The 17115-nt window shown below is 63.2% G+C and carries 17 protein-coding genes and 1 pseudogene; 4 read left to right on the top strand and 14 right to left on the bottom strand.

The window, feature by feature from the left end:
• Positions 1–2 precede the first annotated feature (2 nt).
• From P0Y64_15855 to P0Y64_15830, 6 genes and pseudogenes are all read right to left on the bottom strand, one after another.
• Positions 3–140, bottom strand: a complete 138-nt coding sequence (locus P0Y64_15855) for a hypothetical protein (protein WEK42810.1) — start codon at positions 138–140, stop codon at positions 3–5.
• A gap of 25 nt (positions 141–165) precedes the next feature.
• Complete coding sequence (locus P0Y64_15850; protein ID WEK42809.1) at positions 166–522, bottom strand: hypothetical protein; 357 nt, start codon at positions 520–522, stop codon at positions 166–168.
• Complete coding sequence (locus tag P0Y64_15845) at positions 444–1154, bottom strand: MFS transporter (GenBank protein WEK45084.1); 711 nt, start codon at positions 1152–1154, stop codon at positions 444–446. Before P0Y64_15845 ends, P0Y64_15850 begins: the two co-directional genes overlap by 79 nt.
• Before the next feature lie 94 nt (positions 1155–1248).
• Positions 1249–1416: pseudogene (locus P0Y64_15840) on the bottom strand (MFS transporter).
• A gap of 47 nt (positions 1417–1463) precedes the next feature.
• The gene (locus P0Y64_15835; protein ID WEK42808.1) at positions 1464–2666 is read right to left on the bottom strand and encodes an HlyD family secretion protein; all 1203 of its coding nucleotides are present in this window, start codon (positions 2664–2666) and stop codon (positions 1464–1466) included.
• Positions 2659–3108, bottom strand: coding sequence for a MarR family transcriptional regulator (locus P0Y64_15830; protein WEK42807.1), 450 nt, complete (start codon positions 3106–3108; stop codon positions 2659–2661). Before P0Y64_15830 ends, P0Y64_15835 begins: the two co-directional genes overlap by 8 nt.
• A gap of 103 nt (positions 3109–3211) precedes the next feature.
• Here P0Y64_15830 and P0Y64_15825 point away from each other — a divergent pair, with 103 nt between their 5' ends.
• Both P0Y64_15825 and P0Y64_15820 read left to right on the top strand, forming a co-directional pair.
• Positions 3212–3655 carry a GFA family protein gene (locus P0Y64_15825; GenBank protein WEK42806.1) on the top strand — a complete coding sequence of 148 codons (444 nt, stop codon included), beginning with the start codon at positions 3212–3214 and terminating at the stop codon, positions 3653–3655.
• A complete protein-coding gene (locus tag P0Y64_15820; protein WEK42805.1) occupies positions 3642–4397 on the top strand; it encodes an alpha/beta hydrolase in 756 nt (251 codons plus the stop codon). The genes P0Y64_15825 and P0Y64_15820 overlap by 14 nt, the downstream gene beginning before the upstream one ends.
• 8 nt (positions 4398–4405) lie before the next feature.
• Here P0Y64_15820 and P0Y64_15815 read toward each other — a convergent pair whose 3' ends face one another.
• The 7 genes from P0Y64_15815 to P0Y64_15785 form a co-directional block, all read right to left on the bottom strand.
• Positions 4406–4846: a hypothetical protein gene (locus P0Y64_15815; GenBank protein ID WEK42804.1), complete on the bottom strand. Its 441-nt coding sequence runs from the start codon at positions 4844–4846 to the stop codon at positions 4406–4408.
• A gap of 60 nt (positions 4847–4906) precedes the next feature.
• On the bottom strand, positions 4907–6337 hold the full coding sequence (locus P0Y64_15810; GenBank protein WEK42803.1) for an AMP nucleosidase: 1431 nt from the start codon (positions 6335–6337) through the stop codon (positions 4907–4909).
• Positions 6338–6406: 69 nt separating this feature from the next.
• Complete coding sequence (locus P0Y64_15805) at positions 6407–9724, bottom strand: glycosyltransferase (protein ID WEK42802.1); 3318 nt, start codon at positions 9722–9724, stop codon at positions 6407–6409.
• An 83-nt stretch (positions 9725–9807) separates the two neighbouring features.
• Positions 9808–11256, bottom strand: a complete 1449-nt coding sequence (locus P0Y64_15800) for a hypothetical protein (GenBank protein ID WEK42801.1) — start codon at positions 11254–11256, stop codon at positions 9808–9810.
• On the bottom strand, positions 11253–11738 hold the full coding sequence (locus tag P0Y64_15795) for an asparaginase domain-containing protein (protein WEK42800.1): 486 nt from the start codon (positions 11736–11738) through the stop codon (positions 11253–11255). Before P0Y64_15795 ends, P0Y64_15800 begins: the two co-directional genes overlap by 4 nt.
• Positions 11739–11821: 83 nt before the next feature.
• Positions 11822–13213 carry a M20/M25/M40 family metallo-hydrolase gene (locus P0Y64_15790; protein WEK42799.1) on the bottom strand — a complete coding sequence of 464 codons (1392 nt, stop codon included), beginning with the start codon at positions 13211–13213 and terminating at the stop codon, positions 11822–11824.
• A 447-nt stretch (positions 13214–13660) separates the two neighbouring features.
• Complete coding sequence (locus P0Y64_15785; GenBank protein ID WEK42798.1) at positions 13661–14194, bottom strand: hypothetical protein; 534 nt, start codon at positions 14192–14194, stop codon at positions 13661–13663.
• Between the two features lie 91 nt (positions 14195–14285).
• On the opposite strand from P0Y64_15785, the gene P0Y64_15780 reads away from it, so the two are divergent.
• Positions 14286–14672, top strand: coding sequence for a PRC-barrel domain-containing protein (locus P0Y64_15780; protein WEK42797.1), 387 nt, complete (start codon positions 14286–14288; stop codon positions 14670–14672).
• A 4-nt stretch (positions 14673–14676) separates the two neighbouring features.
• Positions 14677–14817 (top strand): hypothetical protein, encoded by a 141-nt coding sequence (locus tag P0Y64_15775; protein WEK42796.1) that lies wholly within the window; start codon positions 14677–14679, stop codon positions 14815–14817.
• A gap of 23 nt (positions 14818–14840) precedes the next feature.
• Here P0Y64_15775 and uvrB read toward each other — a convergent pair whose 3' ends face one another.
• On the bottom strand, positions 14841–17030 hold the full coding sequence (gene uvrB / locus P0Y64_15770; protein WEK42795.1) for an excinuclease ABC subunit UvrB: 2190 nt from the start codon (positions 17028–17030) through the stop codon (positions 14841–14843).
• Between the last annotated feature and the right edge of the window lie 85 nt (positions 17031–17115).

Raw genomic sequence — 17115 nt, 5'->3', positions numbered from 1 at the left:
CCTTATTCGGCGTGGATGATCTCCAGCTTGCCCTTGGGCTTCTTCAGCAGCAGCACCAACGGTACTGCGGCGATGCTGATCCAGCTCATGAGGTAGAAATCGTCGATATAGGCGACCATCGCCGCCTGCTGATTGATCATCGCATCGGCGAAGGCGAAGACGCTGTCACCGAGGCTGCCGAGTTGCGCGAGTTGCCCCAGAGTCGAGTGGCGGCAGCTTGTCCTGTGTTACGTGCTGCGCCAGGTCCGCGTGGCTCACCTGAATGTTGCGGGCGAGAAGCACCGTAACCATGGAGATGCCTGCCGATTGCCCAATCGAGCGCATCAGATTGAGCAGGCTCGCACCATCAGTTCGATAACGGTTATCGAGCGTGGCGAAGGCAAGTGCGTTCATCGGCATGAACACCAGCCCCATACCGAGCCCCTGAAGGAAGCCGGAGGTGATCACCGGCCAAAAATCCATCGCAAGGCTGAATCCCGCCATCCAGCGCAGCGAGACCGCGAACAGTGCGAGCCCGAACATGATGACCCAGCGCGTATCGATTCGCGCCCATCAGGCGAGCCGGCCAACCACATGGTGAAAAGAACGCCGACGCCGCGCGGCGCCATCATCATGCCGGTATCGATCACCGGATAGCCGAACAATTGTTGAAGCATCGGCGGCAGCAACGCCATCGGCGCCATCGTCGAAATACCGATGACGATCATGAAGAACATGCCGGTCACCAGATTGCGGTTGCCGAACAGATGGCGATCGAACAGCGGCTTCTTCGCGGTCGCGAGATGAACGATCCCCATCCATGCGAATGCGGCGGCGATCAGCCCTTCGAGCACGATCTCCCAGCTGGAGAACCAATCCCGATCTTGCCCGCGATCCAGCATCAGCTGGAATGACGCCACCGCGATCCCGATGAACAGGAAGCCGGCATCCAGTCGAAGGATCGATGCGCGCGCGGCCGGGAGGGGAGAAGGAACCACAGGATGCGCGAAGGTCAGCGCGCCCACCGGCACGTTCACGTAAAATACCCAGCGCCAGTTGTAGCTCTCGGTCAGCCACCCGCCGATCATCGGGCCCAAAATCGGCCCGACCATCACGCCCATGCCCCAGATACTCATCGCCTTCGCCGCGTTTTCGGGCGGATTGATATCCAGCATCGAGGTTTGCGACAATGGATTGATGAACGCGGCGAAAGATGCCTTGGAAGACGCGGAATACCACCATTTCTTCTAGGCTTACGGCGGTGCCACAAGCCATTGAGGCAAGAATGAATCCGCCAACCGCGATCAGAAACAGATTGCGGCTGCCCAGCCGATCCGAAAGCCAGCCGGTCGCGGGAAGCGCGATCGCGGTGGCGACGATATAACTCGTGAGCACCCAGGTCACCGTATCGGCGGTGGCGCCGAGACTGGTTTCCATATGCGGCAGCGCGACGTTGGCGATCGTGGTGTCGAGGATCTGCATGATCATCGCTCCCATGCACGCCGATCGGTCAGGACGCCGCGATGCTTAACCGGCAGCAGCGGCGAGCGTGCGGGGAGCGCTGCGCGGCGGATGACGCGTCGGCGCGGGACGGCTGCGGGAGGCGCATCAGGTGCTCCTTCGTGTCGATCGTCACGTCGGTCGAAAGGCCGGCGATCATCGCGCGCGGCGGGATTGCCGTCGATCGCGACGCGCACGGGCACGCGCTGGGTGACCTTCACCCAGTTGCCGGTGGCGTTCTGCGCCGGGAGCACCGAGAATTCGCTGCCGGTGCCGGCGCCGATCGACTGGACATGGCCCGCAACTTTCAACCCCGGATAGGCGTCGAACGACAGTTCGGCGGGTTGGCCGACCCGCATGTGATTGAGGTCCGTCTCCTTGAAGTTCGCCTCCACCCACGCCTGCTGACTGACGACGAGGCTCAGCGCGGGGACGCCGGAGGGCGTTATATTGCCCACCTGCAAACGTCCGGTTTGGCTGACCGTGCCGTCCTTTGGGGCGCGAACGACGGTGCGTTCGAGGTCGTAAGCAGCCTTTTCGCGCTTCGCGAGCGCAACCTGGATCGCCGCAGGCTGCCCGGAGCCGCCGCCCGAGCCGAGCTGCTGGCGTGCGCGCGCCGCCGCCGCCGCCGCCGTCGCGAGCTTGGCTTTCGCAGCGGCAACGCCCTGCGTGGCTGCATCGAAAGAGGCGCGGGTGGTGAAGCCCTGCTTCATCAGCGTGGTTTGCCGGCCATACGTTGCCTCCGCCAGCGTCAGCTCGGCGCGCGCGTTCTGAATATCGGCGGCGGCGCTGCCGGTATCGGTCGCCATGGTCGAAACCTGCACCCGCGCGGTGGAAAGGTCGGCCTCGGTCTGAGCCAGTGCGATGCGATAGGGCTCGGGATCGATGCGGAACAGCACATCGCCCGCCTTCACCTGCTGGTTCTCGCGCACGTTCACTGCGACGATACGACCAGACACATCGGGGCTGACCGAGATCATGTCCTGCCGGACATAGGCGTTATCGGTCGAGATATAGCGGCCGGAGGTAAGGTAGAAATAGCCACCGATCGCGGCGATCACCAGTGGCACGCAGAGCATCAGCGCAACACGCGATACGCCTCGGCGCTTGGGCGGGGCGGTGGTTTCTTCCGCCAGGGAAATTTCACTATCGGCAGTGAAAGAGCGTTTGGGATCAGCGTCAGCCATGGGCGGAGTCCTTCTCCGGCTGCGGCAGTTCCGCGAGATTTTCGCGGATTCGGTTCAATACGTCGGACAGCTGAATGATCGATTCCTCGGGGATGTCGCGGAGCGCCTGAGCAGACAACTCGGCACCGGTATCGTGAAGCTCGGCGAGTATCGGGTGAGCCTTGTCCGTGAGGAATAATTGCCACGCCCGACGATCATTGGGATCACGCCGCCGCTCGACCAGCCCGGATTCCTCGATCCGATCGATCAGGCGACATAATGTGATCGGCTCCACCTCCAGGATGTCGGCGAGGCTCCCCTGATTGATCCCCTCGTGCCGGCTGATGCTCAGCAGCGCTTTCCATTGCGCACGGGTGGCGCCGAGCGAGCGTGCCCGCTCATCGAACCGGCGCCGTAGCAGCCGCGACGTATCGCTCAGCAGGAAACCGAATGTTTCTGTCATAGGCGCACATATAATAAGCGTGCTTATATAATGGAAGCGCCGCATCTTGCAAAATTTGCAATCATGCCGCCGTTTAGCGAAACTGCGCGGCCGGAGGTGTGCGATGACCGAGATGACCGGTGGCTGCCAATGCGGGCGCGTCCGTTATGTCGCGAAGATCGACAATGACGACGCCTATCTCTGCCATTGCCGGATGTGCCAGCGCGCGACGGGCGGTGTTTCGATCGCATTCAAGAACGTGAGCCGAGCCGCGGTGCGGTGGGAGCGCGAGCCGGATCGTTATGCGTCGTCGCCGATCGCGCGACGCGGGTTTTGCTCGGTGTGCGGCACTCCACTGACGTTCGAATATGTTTCGGGCTCGGACAAGCTCGATCTGACCGTGGGCAGCTTCGATGATCCGTCGCGTTTCCGCCCAACCGCCCATTTCGGGATCGAGCATCGCTACGATGCGTGGCTCGACATGCGCGACTTGCCGGGCACCCGTTGTGACGAATATCAGGCGCTGGTCGAACGCTGGCGAGAAGCAGGTAAAAATGTCCCCGAATGAACCGCATTATTTCGAGAGTTTCGACGGCAGGCGGCTCGCATGGCGTGAAGTGGGTGAGGGGCGCCCCGCTGTCCTGATCCACGGATATTTCTCTGACGCGTGGACCAATTGGATCCGTTATGGGCATGCCCAGATGCTTGCCGAAAAAGGGTTCCGGGTGATCATGCCCGATCTGCGGGCGCATGGCGATAGCGCTCGCCCGCATGATCCAGCAGCTTATCCGCCGGATGCGCTGACGAAAGATGGACACGCGCTGATCGCCCACCTCGGGCTGACCGATTATGATCTCGGCGGCTATTCGCTCGGCGCGCGGACGACATCGCGGATGCTCGCCACCGGCGCCACACCGCGCCGCGTGATTTTCGCGGGGATGGGGCTGGACGGATTGACCTCGGCGGATCGCCGCGCCGACCATTTCCGCCACATCCTGACCAACCTCGGCAAGCATCCGCGCGGCAGTGCTGAGTGGCTGGCGGAAGCGTTCCTGAAGACCACAGGCGGCGATCCCGTCGCGCTGCTCAACGTGATTGATACCTTTGTCAGCACGCCGATCGCATCGATCGCCGCATTCACCTGGCCATCGCTATGCGTGAATGGGGTGGACGATGCGGACAACGGATCGGCCGCCGCGCTGGCCGACGCGTTGCCCGATGCCCGCTACGTCGAAATACCGGGCAACCATATGAGCGCGGTCACCAAACCAGAACTGGGCCGGGCAATCGCGGATTTCCTCGCCGGCTGACCCGCGCTTCAGCGCTTGTCGGGAATGGAGTTCTCATCCGCGATGCCCGCGCGGAAAGAGGCGGAGGCGTCGCGGCCATCGGGGCTATGCGCGCCTTCCTTCTTCGCGGGGGCCTTGGGTGTCGACCCGCGCAGCGAGAGGAGCGCGGCGGTGGCCGCTGCACCGACTACTGCGAGACCGCCGGCGATTGCGGCCGAGCCCCATTTTCCGCCCATTTTCCCGCTCGCCTCCGAAAGCTTCCCGGCTGCGGCCGACAGTTTCGATTTCCCGGGCGCGGCGGCCTTGGAGGCAGGTTTTGCGGCGCTTGCCGCCCGATTGGCCGGCGCTCGTTTCGCCTTCGCGCTTTTCGCAGCCGCCGGCTTGGGGGCGCTGGACTTGCGCGGGGCGTGTCGACGCGCGGTGGAACGCGCCGGGGTGGAGGGTTTGGGTGTCTCCGGCGTATCGGCCATGCGATATTCTCCCTGAATACGATAACGGCGGATCAACGCACATCTCCGCCGGTCGTTGCGTCAGCGGAAAGGAGGCTCGTTGAACGCCCGCAACTTGCGACTATGCAGCCGCGCACCCTCACGACGCAGCTCCTCGCAGGTTTCGATGCCGATCCGCATATGTTCGCTGATCGCGCGTTCGTAAAAGCGATTGGCCTGGCCCGGCAGCTTCAACTCGCCATGGAGTGGCTTGTCCGACACGCACAGTAACGTGCCATAGGGGACGCGGAAGCGATAACCCTGTGCGGCGATAGTGGCCGATTCCATGTCGATGCCCACCGCGCGGCTCAGTGAGAAGCGCAGCGCGGAACGGCTGTAGCGCAGTTCCCAGTTGCGGTCGTCCGTAGTGACAATCGTGCCGGTGCGCAGGCGGCGTTTCAGATCTTCGCCGGACTGGCCCGATACCGTTTCCGCAGCGCGGGCGAGCGCAAGTTGCACCTCGGCGATCGCCGGCACCGGAATTTCCGGCGGCAACACGTCATCAAGCACATGATCATCACGCAGATAGGCATGGGCGAGCACATAGTCTCCGATCCGCTGCGACGGGCGCAGGCCGCCGCAATGGCCGATCATCAGCCATGCGTCAGGGCGCAGCACGGCGAGATGGTCGGTGATCGTCTTGGCGTTCGATGGGCCGACACCGATGTTGACCAAGGTGATGCCGCTGCGATCGGGCGCGATCAGATGATAGGCCGGCATCTGCAATCGCCGCCATGCGCTGTCGTCCAGTGTCGCAGGGTCGTCTCCGGGACGGAATAACACACCGCCGGGGCCAGACAGAGCCGTGAAGCGCGAATCCCCGTTTACCTGCGCCACCGACCAGCGCACGAACTCGTCGATATAACGGTGATAGTTGGTGAACAGCACGTAACGCTGCACATGCTCCGGCGGCGTCCCGGTATAATGCCGCAGCCGCGCCAGGCTGAAATCTGTGCGCAGGCCATCGAACAGCGCGAGTGGCCGGATATCCTCGGGTGCGGACCACAACCCGTCCGCGATTTCATCGCCGATGTGCGAAAGTTCGGTAGCCGGGAAGAAACGCGCCAGTTCCGCGGCCGAAACCTCATCGAGGCCGAGCGCATGGCCGGGATCGAGAACATAGGGAAAGGGGATTTCGGTACGGCCAGCAACGGCCTGAACGTCGACCTCGTAATCCTCCAGCAATAGCGTGAGCTGTTCGGTCAGATAGTCGGCGAAGATCGCCGGCTTGGTCACGCTGATGCGATATTCGCCCGGCGTGACCAGTCGCCCGAACGAGCGCAGCGGCGTGGGGCGATCATCCTGTCCGCGATAGCGCAGGTGGATTTCAGGATAAGCGAATGAGCCGTCGCGGCGCGATTCCGGCGCCGGCGGTGTGCCATCGGTGAGATAACGGGTGAGAGCCTGCTGTAGCCGGGCGACGGATGCAGTGTAGAGCCGATCCAGTTCGGCAACGATTTCTGAAGCGATCATCGCAAGGGAGTAAGGCGCGAAAGCTACGCTGGCAAGTCGGCGTCGATGCGCACTGAGCGGGGAGGGGCTTCAGGCCGCCTGCACCCGCCCCGAACGCTCGAGCTTGCCCCAGCCGACCACCCAGCCACCGATCGCGGAACTTATCGCGCGAAGCACCACCCAATACATGATCTGACGATAGACCAGCCGCTGCGCGACGAGCAGGAATGCCGGGTAGCGCGTTTTCCGTCCGTCCAGTCGATAAGCCACCCAGCCGCAGAACACGTCGATCGCGGTGAAGCACAACCAATAGATGCCCATCTTCCCGACATCGCCGCTCGTCTGCGCCCAGCCATGTTGCGAAACGCGCATGATCGTGCCGAGGACCGAGACGATCAGCGCCAGATCGATCAGCGGTGAAATCGCGGCGAAAGCAATCTGGAACAGCCACGCCTGCGGTAGACCGACATGCGCGAGCCCCTTGGGTTTACCGCTGGAGATTACCCCGCGATGCTTCCACAAGCATTGCAGCGTGCCGAACGCCCAGCGGTAACGCTGCTTGGCAAGCGAGCGGAACGTCTCAGGTGCCTCCGTCCACGCCACCGCGCGCGGATCAAAAGAGACCCGCCATCCAGCGCGCTGGATGGCGATGGTCAGATCCTGATCCTCGGCCAGCGTGTTTTCTGGGTAACCGCCGACCGACTCCAGCGCCGCACGCCGCCATGCGCCAACCGCTCCGGGCACCACCGTCATTGCGTCGAATCCGGCGAGTGCACGCCGTTCGAGGTTTTGCGCCGTGATATATTCGATCGCCTGCCAGCGCGTGACGAGGTTCACCCGATTGCCGACGCGCGCATCGCCCGCCACGGCCCCGATCGCGGGATCGGCGAACCAGCGCGTCAGGCGCGCGATCGTCTCCGGCTCGAATTGCGTATCGGCATCGAGCGCGATCACCACTTCGCTGCTCGCCTGCGCCAGCGCGCGGTTGAGCGCCGCCGCCTTGCCACCGTTCACCAGCGTCATCAGCGTCACGCGCGGATCGTCGGAGAAGGATTCCGCAACCAGCGCACTGGTGCGATCCTTCGATCCGTCGTCGACGACGATCACTTCGATCCCCGGATAATTGCTGGCGAGCACCCGCCGCACCGACGAGACGATCACCCGCTCCTCATTGTAGGCGGGGATGATGACAGACACGCTCGGGTGGAAATCGGGCGGCACGGCGCGACGACGGCGCGTCTGGATCCACGCCAACCCGGCCATCAGCACAGCGCGGGCGATGCCGAGTACGATCGCCACATAGAACAGCCACGACAGCGCCACCGACAACAGTGCCAGCCCGATGAAGATGCCGACGTCCGTCCGCACCGCGAACAGATCGCGCCCCTTCACCTCCGGCATCGCGACCGATTGTGGGATGCCCACCAGTCCCGACGCGGTGACGAAACTGTATCCGCGCGCGCGCAGGCCGGCGATGATCGACGGTAGCGCGTCCACGGTCTGTTGCCGGTCGCCGCCGCCATCATGCAGCAACACTACGTTTGTGGAGCGATCCGGGCTGGCGTTGTCGACCTGCTGCAACACTTGCTGGACGATTTCTTGCGTACCCGGGCGCTGCCAGTCGTTCGGATCGACGTGTAGCCCGACCACCGTATAGCCGTGTTCCTGCGCGATAAGCGCGGGGCCGATTTCGTCCGCAGTGGTAGGCTCGGCGTCCCCGAAATAGGGCGCGCGGAACAGGGTCATCGAGCGACCGGTATAGGCCTGCACCAGCCGCTGCGTCGTATTCAGCTCCAGATCGACCGTCCGCTCGCCGCTTAGCGCGAGGTTGGGATGGGTGTAGGTGTGGTTGCCGATTTCGGAGCCGCCCGCGACGATGCGGCGCAGCAATTGCGGATGCTGCAGGGCGTTCTCGCCGATGACGAAGAAGGTGGCGGGCACCTTTTCGCGTTCGAGGATGTCGAGCATCTTCGGCGTCCAGGTCGCATCCGGCCCGTCATCGAAGGTCAGCGCGATCTTCTTTGGCACGGCGCCCGCACGCTGGACGACATAAGGCGTGGGGAGCGAGCGATAATCTTCCTGCCGGATCATCGCGTGCTTGTCGTAATGGACGATGCGCTGCCCGTCGGTAGGCGAGGCGGTGATGCGCAGGATTTCGCCCGAACCCTCGACATCGACGTCGAGGTTGGCCTGAAGCTTGTCGAGCACCGGCACCTTGTTGGGCAATTTCGTGCGGAAGGCGGCCAGTGCATTCCAGAAGCCGGGGTCTTCGCTGCCGATCCGCCACATCGCGACATTGGCGATGCCGAGCTGGCGCAGAGCGACGAATTGGTTCCAGCTCGTCGCCGCGTCTAAAATCCAGATCTGATGCTGCGTGCCATCCTGATTATAGGCGAAGCCGGCATTGCCGCTGGCCTGATCGAAGGTGACGGAAGCGCCGCTGTTACGCGCGGCGAGCCAAGCCTCGCCGACCGACATGGCGTCGGCGAAATCGTCATGCCAATCATAGCCATAGCTGCCGAGTGCAACGATCAGTTTGTCGTGCCCGACCTGATGCAGCGCATCCTCGACCACCTGAACAAACCACGGCTGCGATGCGATCGGACCGGCTTTGCCGCTCTGCCAATGTTCGTCATAGGCCATCAGGATCACGTTATCGACCACGCGGGCGAAGCTCGCGAGATGCCATTCGGGCTCGCCTGCGGGAACGGTGACCGCCAGCGTCGCGCTCTTCGGCAATGCGTCATTCAACTGCTTGAGAAACGAGATATAGGCCGGAAGCACCTCGGGCGGCAGGTTCTCATAGTCCATCACCAGGCCAGCGGCATGCTGATCGGCAACGAACGTGACGAGCCGCTGGATCACCACTTTGCGAAGTGAGTTGCTGCGCAGCATCGTGGCGGCGCCTTTGCCGTCCCATTGCGTGTTGACGATGTTCTGCACCATCGGCAGCAGCTTTGGCGGCCGTTGTGCCGCCGCCATGACCTGCGAAAGACGCGGTGCGCGGGCCTGGATCACATTGCCCGCCGCGTCAGTGGTGAGCAGCGCCGGCACGACCCAGTCGAGCGCGTTGATATTGCGCTGGAGCGAAGCGATGCTGCCGTCGTTGCCGGAAACGTAGAAGCCGATCGTTACCGGCTTACCCGCGGTTCCCTTGGTCGCTTTTGTGCTGCGGACAAGACGCGGCAGCCAGCGCGAGGAGGCCTTGGTCGGGGTTGCATGCGGGTTGAAACGCTCCGCCTGACGATGCGCAAACGGCAACGGCAGATCCGGGCCCGAGGGCACAGCGACAAGGGTGGAGGCGAACGCGATCGCCACCAGCACGATGAGCGCGATCAACACCGCCACCGATCGCCGCGCACGCGTTCCCCGCCGGCCGCTCGGATCGTAGAAGATCGGTGTGCTCACGTCGTACTTTCCCGGATCAAGCCGCGTTGGCGCGGCAGAGTGCCCCTATAACACGCTGCCCCGCGGGCGCGGTGTTTAGCTTATTACGCTTTTGTCACATCCCGCTCCAATAGGCCGATCCGCCCTGCGGCGATCGCGAGCCAGCACAAAGTGGGGAGGGCGATTGCCTGCCACAGTATGAAGCCCGCACCGGGCGACCAGCCGAGCCATTCGCTCACAAGCGTGCGCAAATGCCCTTTGATGAACGGCACCATCACCACCTCACGCAACTGGAACGAAGCGGTTGGGCTGCCATAGATTTCGGTCGCCGCGAAGCAGGCGTTGATGACGATCGAGAGGGCGATCACCTCCGCCGGCAGATATCGCCCTGCACCGCGTCCGCGCTTCATCCATACCGGCGCGATTCCCAGAGCGAGAACCCCGACGATCGGAATAGAATGACGCGGCCCGGTCGAATAGCCACCGTCCCAATAGAAATAGCCGGCGTTGATGAGCAGGGTAATCACGGTAATCGTCAGCACGATCACGCCAATGTCGCGAGTGTTCCGGTCGCGGATCATCAGCCAGATACCCCACAGCGCGAGTAGCAGCACCGGTGCGAACCAGAACAAGCCGCGCTGATGACCAAATGTGATCCGCCACAATACCTCCGGATCGGGCAAGCCGATGCCGAAAAGGCCCTGGTTCATGCCATCGAACCCGATCACCCCTTCATACCCGAGCTGGAAGGGGTTGCCGAATGCGAAAATGTTATAGGCGAACAGCGGCGATAGCCCGATCAGCCCCCCGGCGGTGGCGAGGCCGAGCACGGTTACGCGATCCGGCCTGCGCCACGCGCGCCATGCCGTCCATAAGGCGATGGCGCTCCCGGCGAGCACGGCGGGATATTCCACTACCACGGCCCAGCCTAGCGTTAGCCCGAGCAGGAAAGCGGGCCAGCGCTGCGTTTCGTCTCCGCTGGTCGCCCTTATCGCGGCCCATAAGGCGATGACGTAGAGCGCGGCGAGCGGCGCATGACCCAGTAGCGAGGTGGACCAAGCCCAGGCTGGCGTACCTAGCCCATAGGTGATGGCGGTCGCCAGCGCGGCCGGGGCGCTCGCGGTAAGCGTCAGCGCGAGATCGAACAGCAACAGCGCGGCGATCGCGGTAAGCAGGGCCGGCCCCATCGCCACTGCCACCCGCGTGCGGATCCGGATGAAGCGCGCGAAGTCGCCGCTTCCGGTCAGGAGCTGAAACTCGCTGCTTTTCTTTGGTGATATGGCCTGAAGCACGGCGACCGCCGGAATGGCCATCAGCGTCATGCCCGGCGCTTTGTCGAGATAGACGTGGCGGCCGAAGCGCGCCTTGTCGGTCGTCGCCGAATCATATTGATCGATCGTTGCCTCGCCGCGTTCGACGATTGCGAGTGTGGTATAAAGCCGCACCGCGTTGTTGGTGTTCATCTCCCACGATCCGAACCAGCTGCAACTGGCCCAGATGAGCAGAAACAGGACGATCTTGATCGGGCGCATCCGCCCGTCGCGCGCGGTCACACCGGGACGAAGGCGTTGACGGCGCGATCCTTGCGCACGTGCTCCGCCGGGAAGATGGTGCCGTTCATCGCGATCCACACGCCGGCCGGCGCCACTTGCGCGGTAGCGAACGCCATGCCGAGATTGAAAGTCGCGTCGCTGTCCGCGAACCGCGCCGGGGCCAGCGCGCCGACCAGCACGATCGTCTTTCCAGCGATCCCGGCGAGGGCCTTTGCCGTCTCGGTCATCGTATCGGTGCCATGTGTAATGATGATCTGGCGCTCGGGCGCTTCCGTCACGGCGCTTGCGATCGTTGCGCGATCGGCGTCATCCAGATCCAGGCTATCCTTGCGCATCAGCCCCTCGACACGGAACGGTTTCTTGACCCGCGCGGTAGCGAGCAGCCGATCGACCACGCTGTCGCCAATCTGATATTCGCTCAGCGCATCGAAATAGAGTTTGTCGATCGTGCCCCCGGTCGTGAGCACCAAGATATCCGCCATCACGCACCCTCTTGCTTCTGGCCGCCTCCTAGCGCCCGCACCGCGAGAGTGCGAGCAGGAAGCGGCCAAGCGCGTGACGGGCGTTATTTGCTCAGATCGGTCAGCAGCGAACGATAATAAGTGACGCCGAGCGGCACGTTGTCGATCGGCGTGCGCTCATTGAGGCCGTGTGCGAACTCATCGGATTCCTTGATGAAGAGCGGGCTGACACCGTAGCTCGGGATTCCGACCGCGCGGAAGTGCATCGAGTCGCTCGCCCCCGCCGACATGGATGGGAATACCGGCACGCCCGGTCTCACCGCGGCGATCGCCTTCTTTACCGCGTTCACCAGATCGGGACGCAGCGGCGATGCGTCTGTGGGGTTGGACCCTTCGGTGACATCGCTGAACTTGACGCCCGGATCACCCGCGACCTTCTCAAGCTCGGCCATCACGGCGGCTGGCTTTACGCCGGGGAAAATGCGGCAGTTGATGTTGGCGGTCGCGCGCTGCGGGAGCGCGTTGAGGGCATGTCCGCCAGATACCATCGTGGGTACGCAACTGGTGCCGATCTGGCCGACATAGGCCGGGTTCGCCGCCAGCGTCTCGATCGCCTGCTTGTCCGCCGGATTGGCCGCGAACGCCTTCATCGCGGCGCCGATCTCCGGCGTCTGGAGCGGCGCCACGCCCTCGAAATAGCCCTTGGTGATCGGCGAGAGTTGCGGCGTGAAGCGATAGGCGCCGATCTTCGCCAACGCGGCCGACAATTCCGCGATGGCGTTCACCTTGCGCGGTGCCGAGGAGTGGCCGCCGGGATTGGTCACCTCCAGTTTAAAATCGGCATAGGTTTTTTCCGCCGCGCTGATCGCAAGATATTCGGCCTTGCCGCTTTCGCTAAGCTGGCCGCCGCCGCCATCGACGTTGAGCACCATCTCGGCCGTGCCCTTCATCTTGCCGGCGAGGAGCGCGGAGGTTTTCATCGTCGTCTCCTCGTCGCCGGAGAAGGCGAGAACGATGTCACGCTTCGGCTTGTAGCCCGCGCGCTTCATATCGATCACCGTCGCGGTGACGAGCGCGAGATCCATCTTCATGTCGCTTGCGCCGCGCCCGAAGATATAGCCGTTTTCCACGACCGGGGTGAACGGATCGCGTTGCCAGTCGGCCGGCTTGGCCTCCACCACGTCCATATGACCGGAGATGACCAGCGCTTTCGCCTTCGGATCGGTGCCGCGCCAGCGCAGCATCAGATAGGCGGTGTCATCGACCGGCTCGACCGTGACGTCTGACGCCGGGAAACCTGCCTCGACAAACAATTGCCTGAGATAGGCGGCGAGCTGCGGTGTCTGGTTGCCCGGCCCCTGCACGCTGCGGAAGGCGATCGCGCGCTTGGTGATTTCCAGCGCATTGTCGGCCGCGGAACTTGCCGGCGCCGGGGCCGCATGGGCCGTGCCAGCGAGCAACAAAGAGAGGGTTGCCGCGAGTCCGATTTTGTTCATGCCCCACCTTTTTCTATTGGTTTGGGGCAGGCTAACGCGTGATCGGGAACGATGGAAGCCGCAAGCTCCCCAATCGTCACAAATGAGAAGAGGTTGTCGGACATCCCCGAGGAGATGCCCGACAACCCCTAAACATGGTCAGCGGCCGGAGAGCTCCAGCCCGGGAGACCATGCGTGCCTCTGTACCTGTGAGCCTTACCGTTGCTTGGAGGAGAATACCTCCCGGTGCGGCCCGGCGGTTTTAGAAGCGCGTCCCCCGAACGAACTGAACCGACCCCATTGCTGAACCATGAGACATCGGATCACCTCCTTTCGCTGGTTGAAGAACGATTGTGGCTCAAGCCACGACCGTTATGTCGGCGCTCCCGTTGAGATAAACAAGTCTTGTATTTAGGGCGTCTTTCAACGATCTTCATTGGCTGTTGCCTGAACTTGGCAACGACTCGATCAGCCCCGACAATCCTCGATAACGCGTCCGATCTCGGCATAGGTCGGAACGACCAATATTGGCGCGCCGTCCTGCTGGATCGCCACGCGTCCGCGGCTGAACGCCATCGCATCGAGCAACGGATCATTCGTGGCGAGCGCCGCCGCGACATAGGGCTGCGCGCCGCCGGTCGGTTGCACCGGAAGCGAGCGGGTCGCGCTGCTGGTGCGGACGATCAGCGGCGTGGTCGCGGTGCCGGTCCGCGATAGATACATCCGCTGCGCACCGCGATCACAGCGCAGCACGACGTTGGCATCCCCACCATTTCCAAACATCGCGCGGGTGCCCCGGCTGTCGGCCGCGTAACGCCATGTGCCTGGCGTCAGCGGCCAGTCGTTCCAATCGTTCGCCAGTGGGGGTGGCGCGGTGACGGGCGGCGGGGCCGGGGCTGGCGCCATCGCGATCGGCTTTTGCACCGGCGGCGGCGCGCTGACGCAGGACGCAAGGGCAAGCGTAGCAACAAGCGTGGCGGCGAGATGAGGCTGAAGGCGCATGGAGACATGATATGACCAAGGCCGTCGCGCTACTCAACCGGAACCGGCGCGGGGGCGTATCGGTTCAACGCAGATGGAAGGAATTTCGCAGATGCAATCACCGAAGGGGGAGGCGGCCACGCTAGCGCTCGCACACGCCGATGTCGCGGGAACGCTCAAGGTGGAAAGCCGCGATGGCGATCGTTTGGGCAGCGTCGCGGCGTTCATGATCCATAAGCGAACCGGGCGTGTAACCCATGCCATTCTGAGCCTCGGTGGGTTTCTCGGTATGGGCAAAAGTTCTTACGCATTGCCGTTTGGCCTGCTGCAATTCGATGCGGTGCGCGATCTCTACGTCGTCACGATCGATCGGCGGATGCTGGAGGGCGGCCCGAGCTGGGCGAACAACGCGCCGGTTTTCGATCAGGCTTATGCCGACCGGGTCGCCGGCTATTACGGCGTCGCGCAGGAAGATCTCAGGTTGGGTGAAGGAATGTGATGAAATGACCGAGCAGAAGAAAAAAGAAAACGCCGTCGAGGAAACACTGCACGAAATATTCGTAGATCCGGATTCGCCCGCCAATCACAAAGGTACGAAGCCACCCCAGACGATCCAGGGCAAGCCACACGACGATAAAAGCTGACGAACGACAGGCGGCGCGCGGGCCTAACGCCCGCGGCCGCCGAATTTGCGTTGAACCTTGCCGAAGTGCGTCTTGCGCGTCCCCGGCTTGCCCTCATTCGACCGGCCCATGACGGGCGCGCGGTGCTGTTCCACCGGCAGGCCCAGTTCCTCCTGCTCCAACGCGCGGATTTCATCGCGCAGCCGCCCGGCTTCTTCGAATTCCAGATCGGCGGCGGCCTTGCGCATCTTCTTTTCGAGTTCCTCGATATAGCTGCGCAGATTGTGGCCGACCATGTGCGGCCGCTCGTCGTCGATCGCGACCGTAACCTGATCCTTGGACGCGACGTGCGCGATGATGTCACCGATGCTCTTGCGTACCGTGGCCGGGGTGATGCCGTGCGCCGCGTTATATTCCTCCTGCTTTTCGCGGCGGCGCGCGGTTTCGTTCATCGCGCGCTCCATCGATCCGGTGATGCGATCGGCGTAGAGGATCACGCGCCCATCGACATTGCGCGCGGCGCGGCCGATCGTCTGGATCAGTGAAGTTTCGGAGCGCAGAAAACCCTCCTTGTCGGCATCCATGATGCAGACGAGCCCACATTCCGGGATATCGAGCCCCTCGCGCAGCAGGTTGATGCCGACCAGCACGTCATAGACGCCGAGACGCAGATCGCGGATCAGCTCGATGCGTTCCAGAGTCTCCACGTCGGAATGCATGTAGCGGACCTTCACCCCCGCTTCGTGCATATATTCGGTGAGGTCTTCCGCCATCCGCTTGGTGAGCGTGGTGACGAGCGTGCGATAGCCGAGTTCGGCGGCCTTGCGGCATTCGACGATGCAATCCTGGACCTGTTCCTCGACCGGGCGGATTTCAACCGGCGGATCGATCAGCCCGGTCGGGCGGATCACCTGTTCCGCGAACACGCCGCCGGTCTGTTCCATCTCCCACGTGCCCGGCGTGGCGGAGACGCACACCGTCTGCGGGCGCATCGCATCCCATTCGTTGAAACGCAGCGGGCGGTTGTCGATCGCGGAGGGCAGGCGGAAGCCATATTCGGCCAGCGTGATCTTCCGCCGATGGTCACCGCGGGACATGCCGTTCACCTGCCCGATCGTCTGATGGCTTTCGTCGACGAACAGCAGCGCGTTTTCAGGGAGATATTCGAACAGGGTGGGGGGCGGTTCGCCCGGCAGGCGCCCGGTGAGGAAGCGAGAGTAATTCTCGATCCCCGCGCAGCTTCCGGTCGCCGCGATCATCTCAAGATCGAAATTGGTGCGCTGCTCCAGCCGTTGCGCTTCGAGCAATTTGCCTTCGCCGATCAGTTCCTTAAGCCGCTCCGCCAGCTCATGCTTGATCGCCTCTGTCGCTTGTTTGAGCGTCGGGCCGGGCGTTACGTAGTGCGAATTGGCATAAACGCGGACGTAATCGAGGCTCGCGACTTTCTTGCCGGTCAGCGGATCGAATTCGACGATCTCCTCGATCTCGTCGCCGAAGAACGAAACGCGCCAGGCGCTATCCTCATAGTGCGACGGAAAGATTTCCAGATTGTCGCCCTTCACGCGGAAATTGCCGCGGGCGAAGGCGGCGTCGTTGCGCTTATATTGCAAGGCGACGAGCTTGCGGACGATTTCGCGCTGATCGACCGTCTGGCCCTTTTTCAGATCGAAGATCATCGCCGAATAGGTTTCGACGGAGCCGATGCCGTAAAGGCACGAAACCGACGCGACGATCAGCACGTCATCCCGCTCCAGCAGCGATCGCGTTGCGGAATGGCGCATCCGGTCGATCGCCTCGTTAACGCTCGACTCCTTTTCGATATAGGTGTCGGATCGCGCCACATAGGCTTCGGGCTGGTAGTAATCGTAGTAGCTGACGAAATATTCGACCGCATTGTCCGGGAAGAAGCTCTTGAACTCGCCGTAAAGCTGGGCGGCGAGGATCTTGTTCGGCGCTAGGATCAGTGCCGGGCGTTGCAACGCTTCGATCACCTTGGCCATGGTGAAGGTCTTGCCCGATCCGGTGACGCCGAGCAGCACCTGATCGCGTTCCCCGGCCTGCGCGCCCGAGACCAGTTCCGCGATTGCGGTTGGCTGATCGCCTGACGGCGCATAGTCGCTGACCAGCTTGAATGGCTTGCCTGCCTCCGCTTTCTCCGGTCGCTGCGGACGATGAGGGGTGAACGCTTCGCCAGTCTCGGGCTCGGCAAGGCTGGTGCGGATCTGGATCGCCATGTTCCCTATATGGACCCGAGACGCGCGCGACGAAAGGGCGCAGGCTGTGGACGACGCGAACGCGCGATCGTAGAGCGAGAACGCC

Source organism: Candidatus Sphingomonas colombiensis (assembly GCA_029202845.1).
GTDB classification, from domain to species: domain Bacteria; phylum Pseudomonadota; class Alphaproteobacteria; order Sphingomonadales; family Sphingomonadaceae; genus Sphingomonas; species Sphingomonas colombiensis.
The sequence above is the reverse complement of the archived record's forward strand: the minus strand, read 5'-3'. Positions and strand labels throughout refer to the sequence as shown.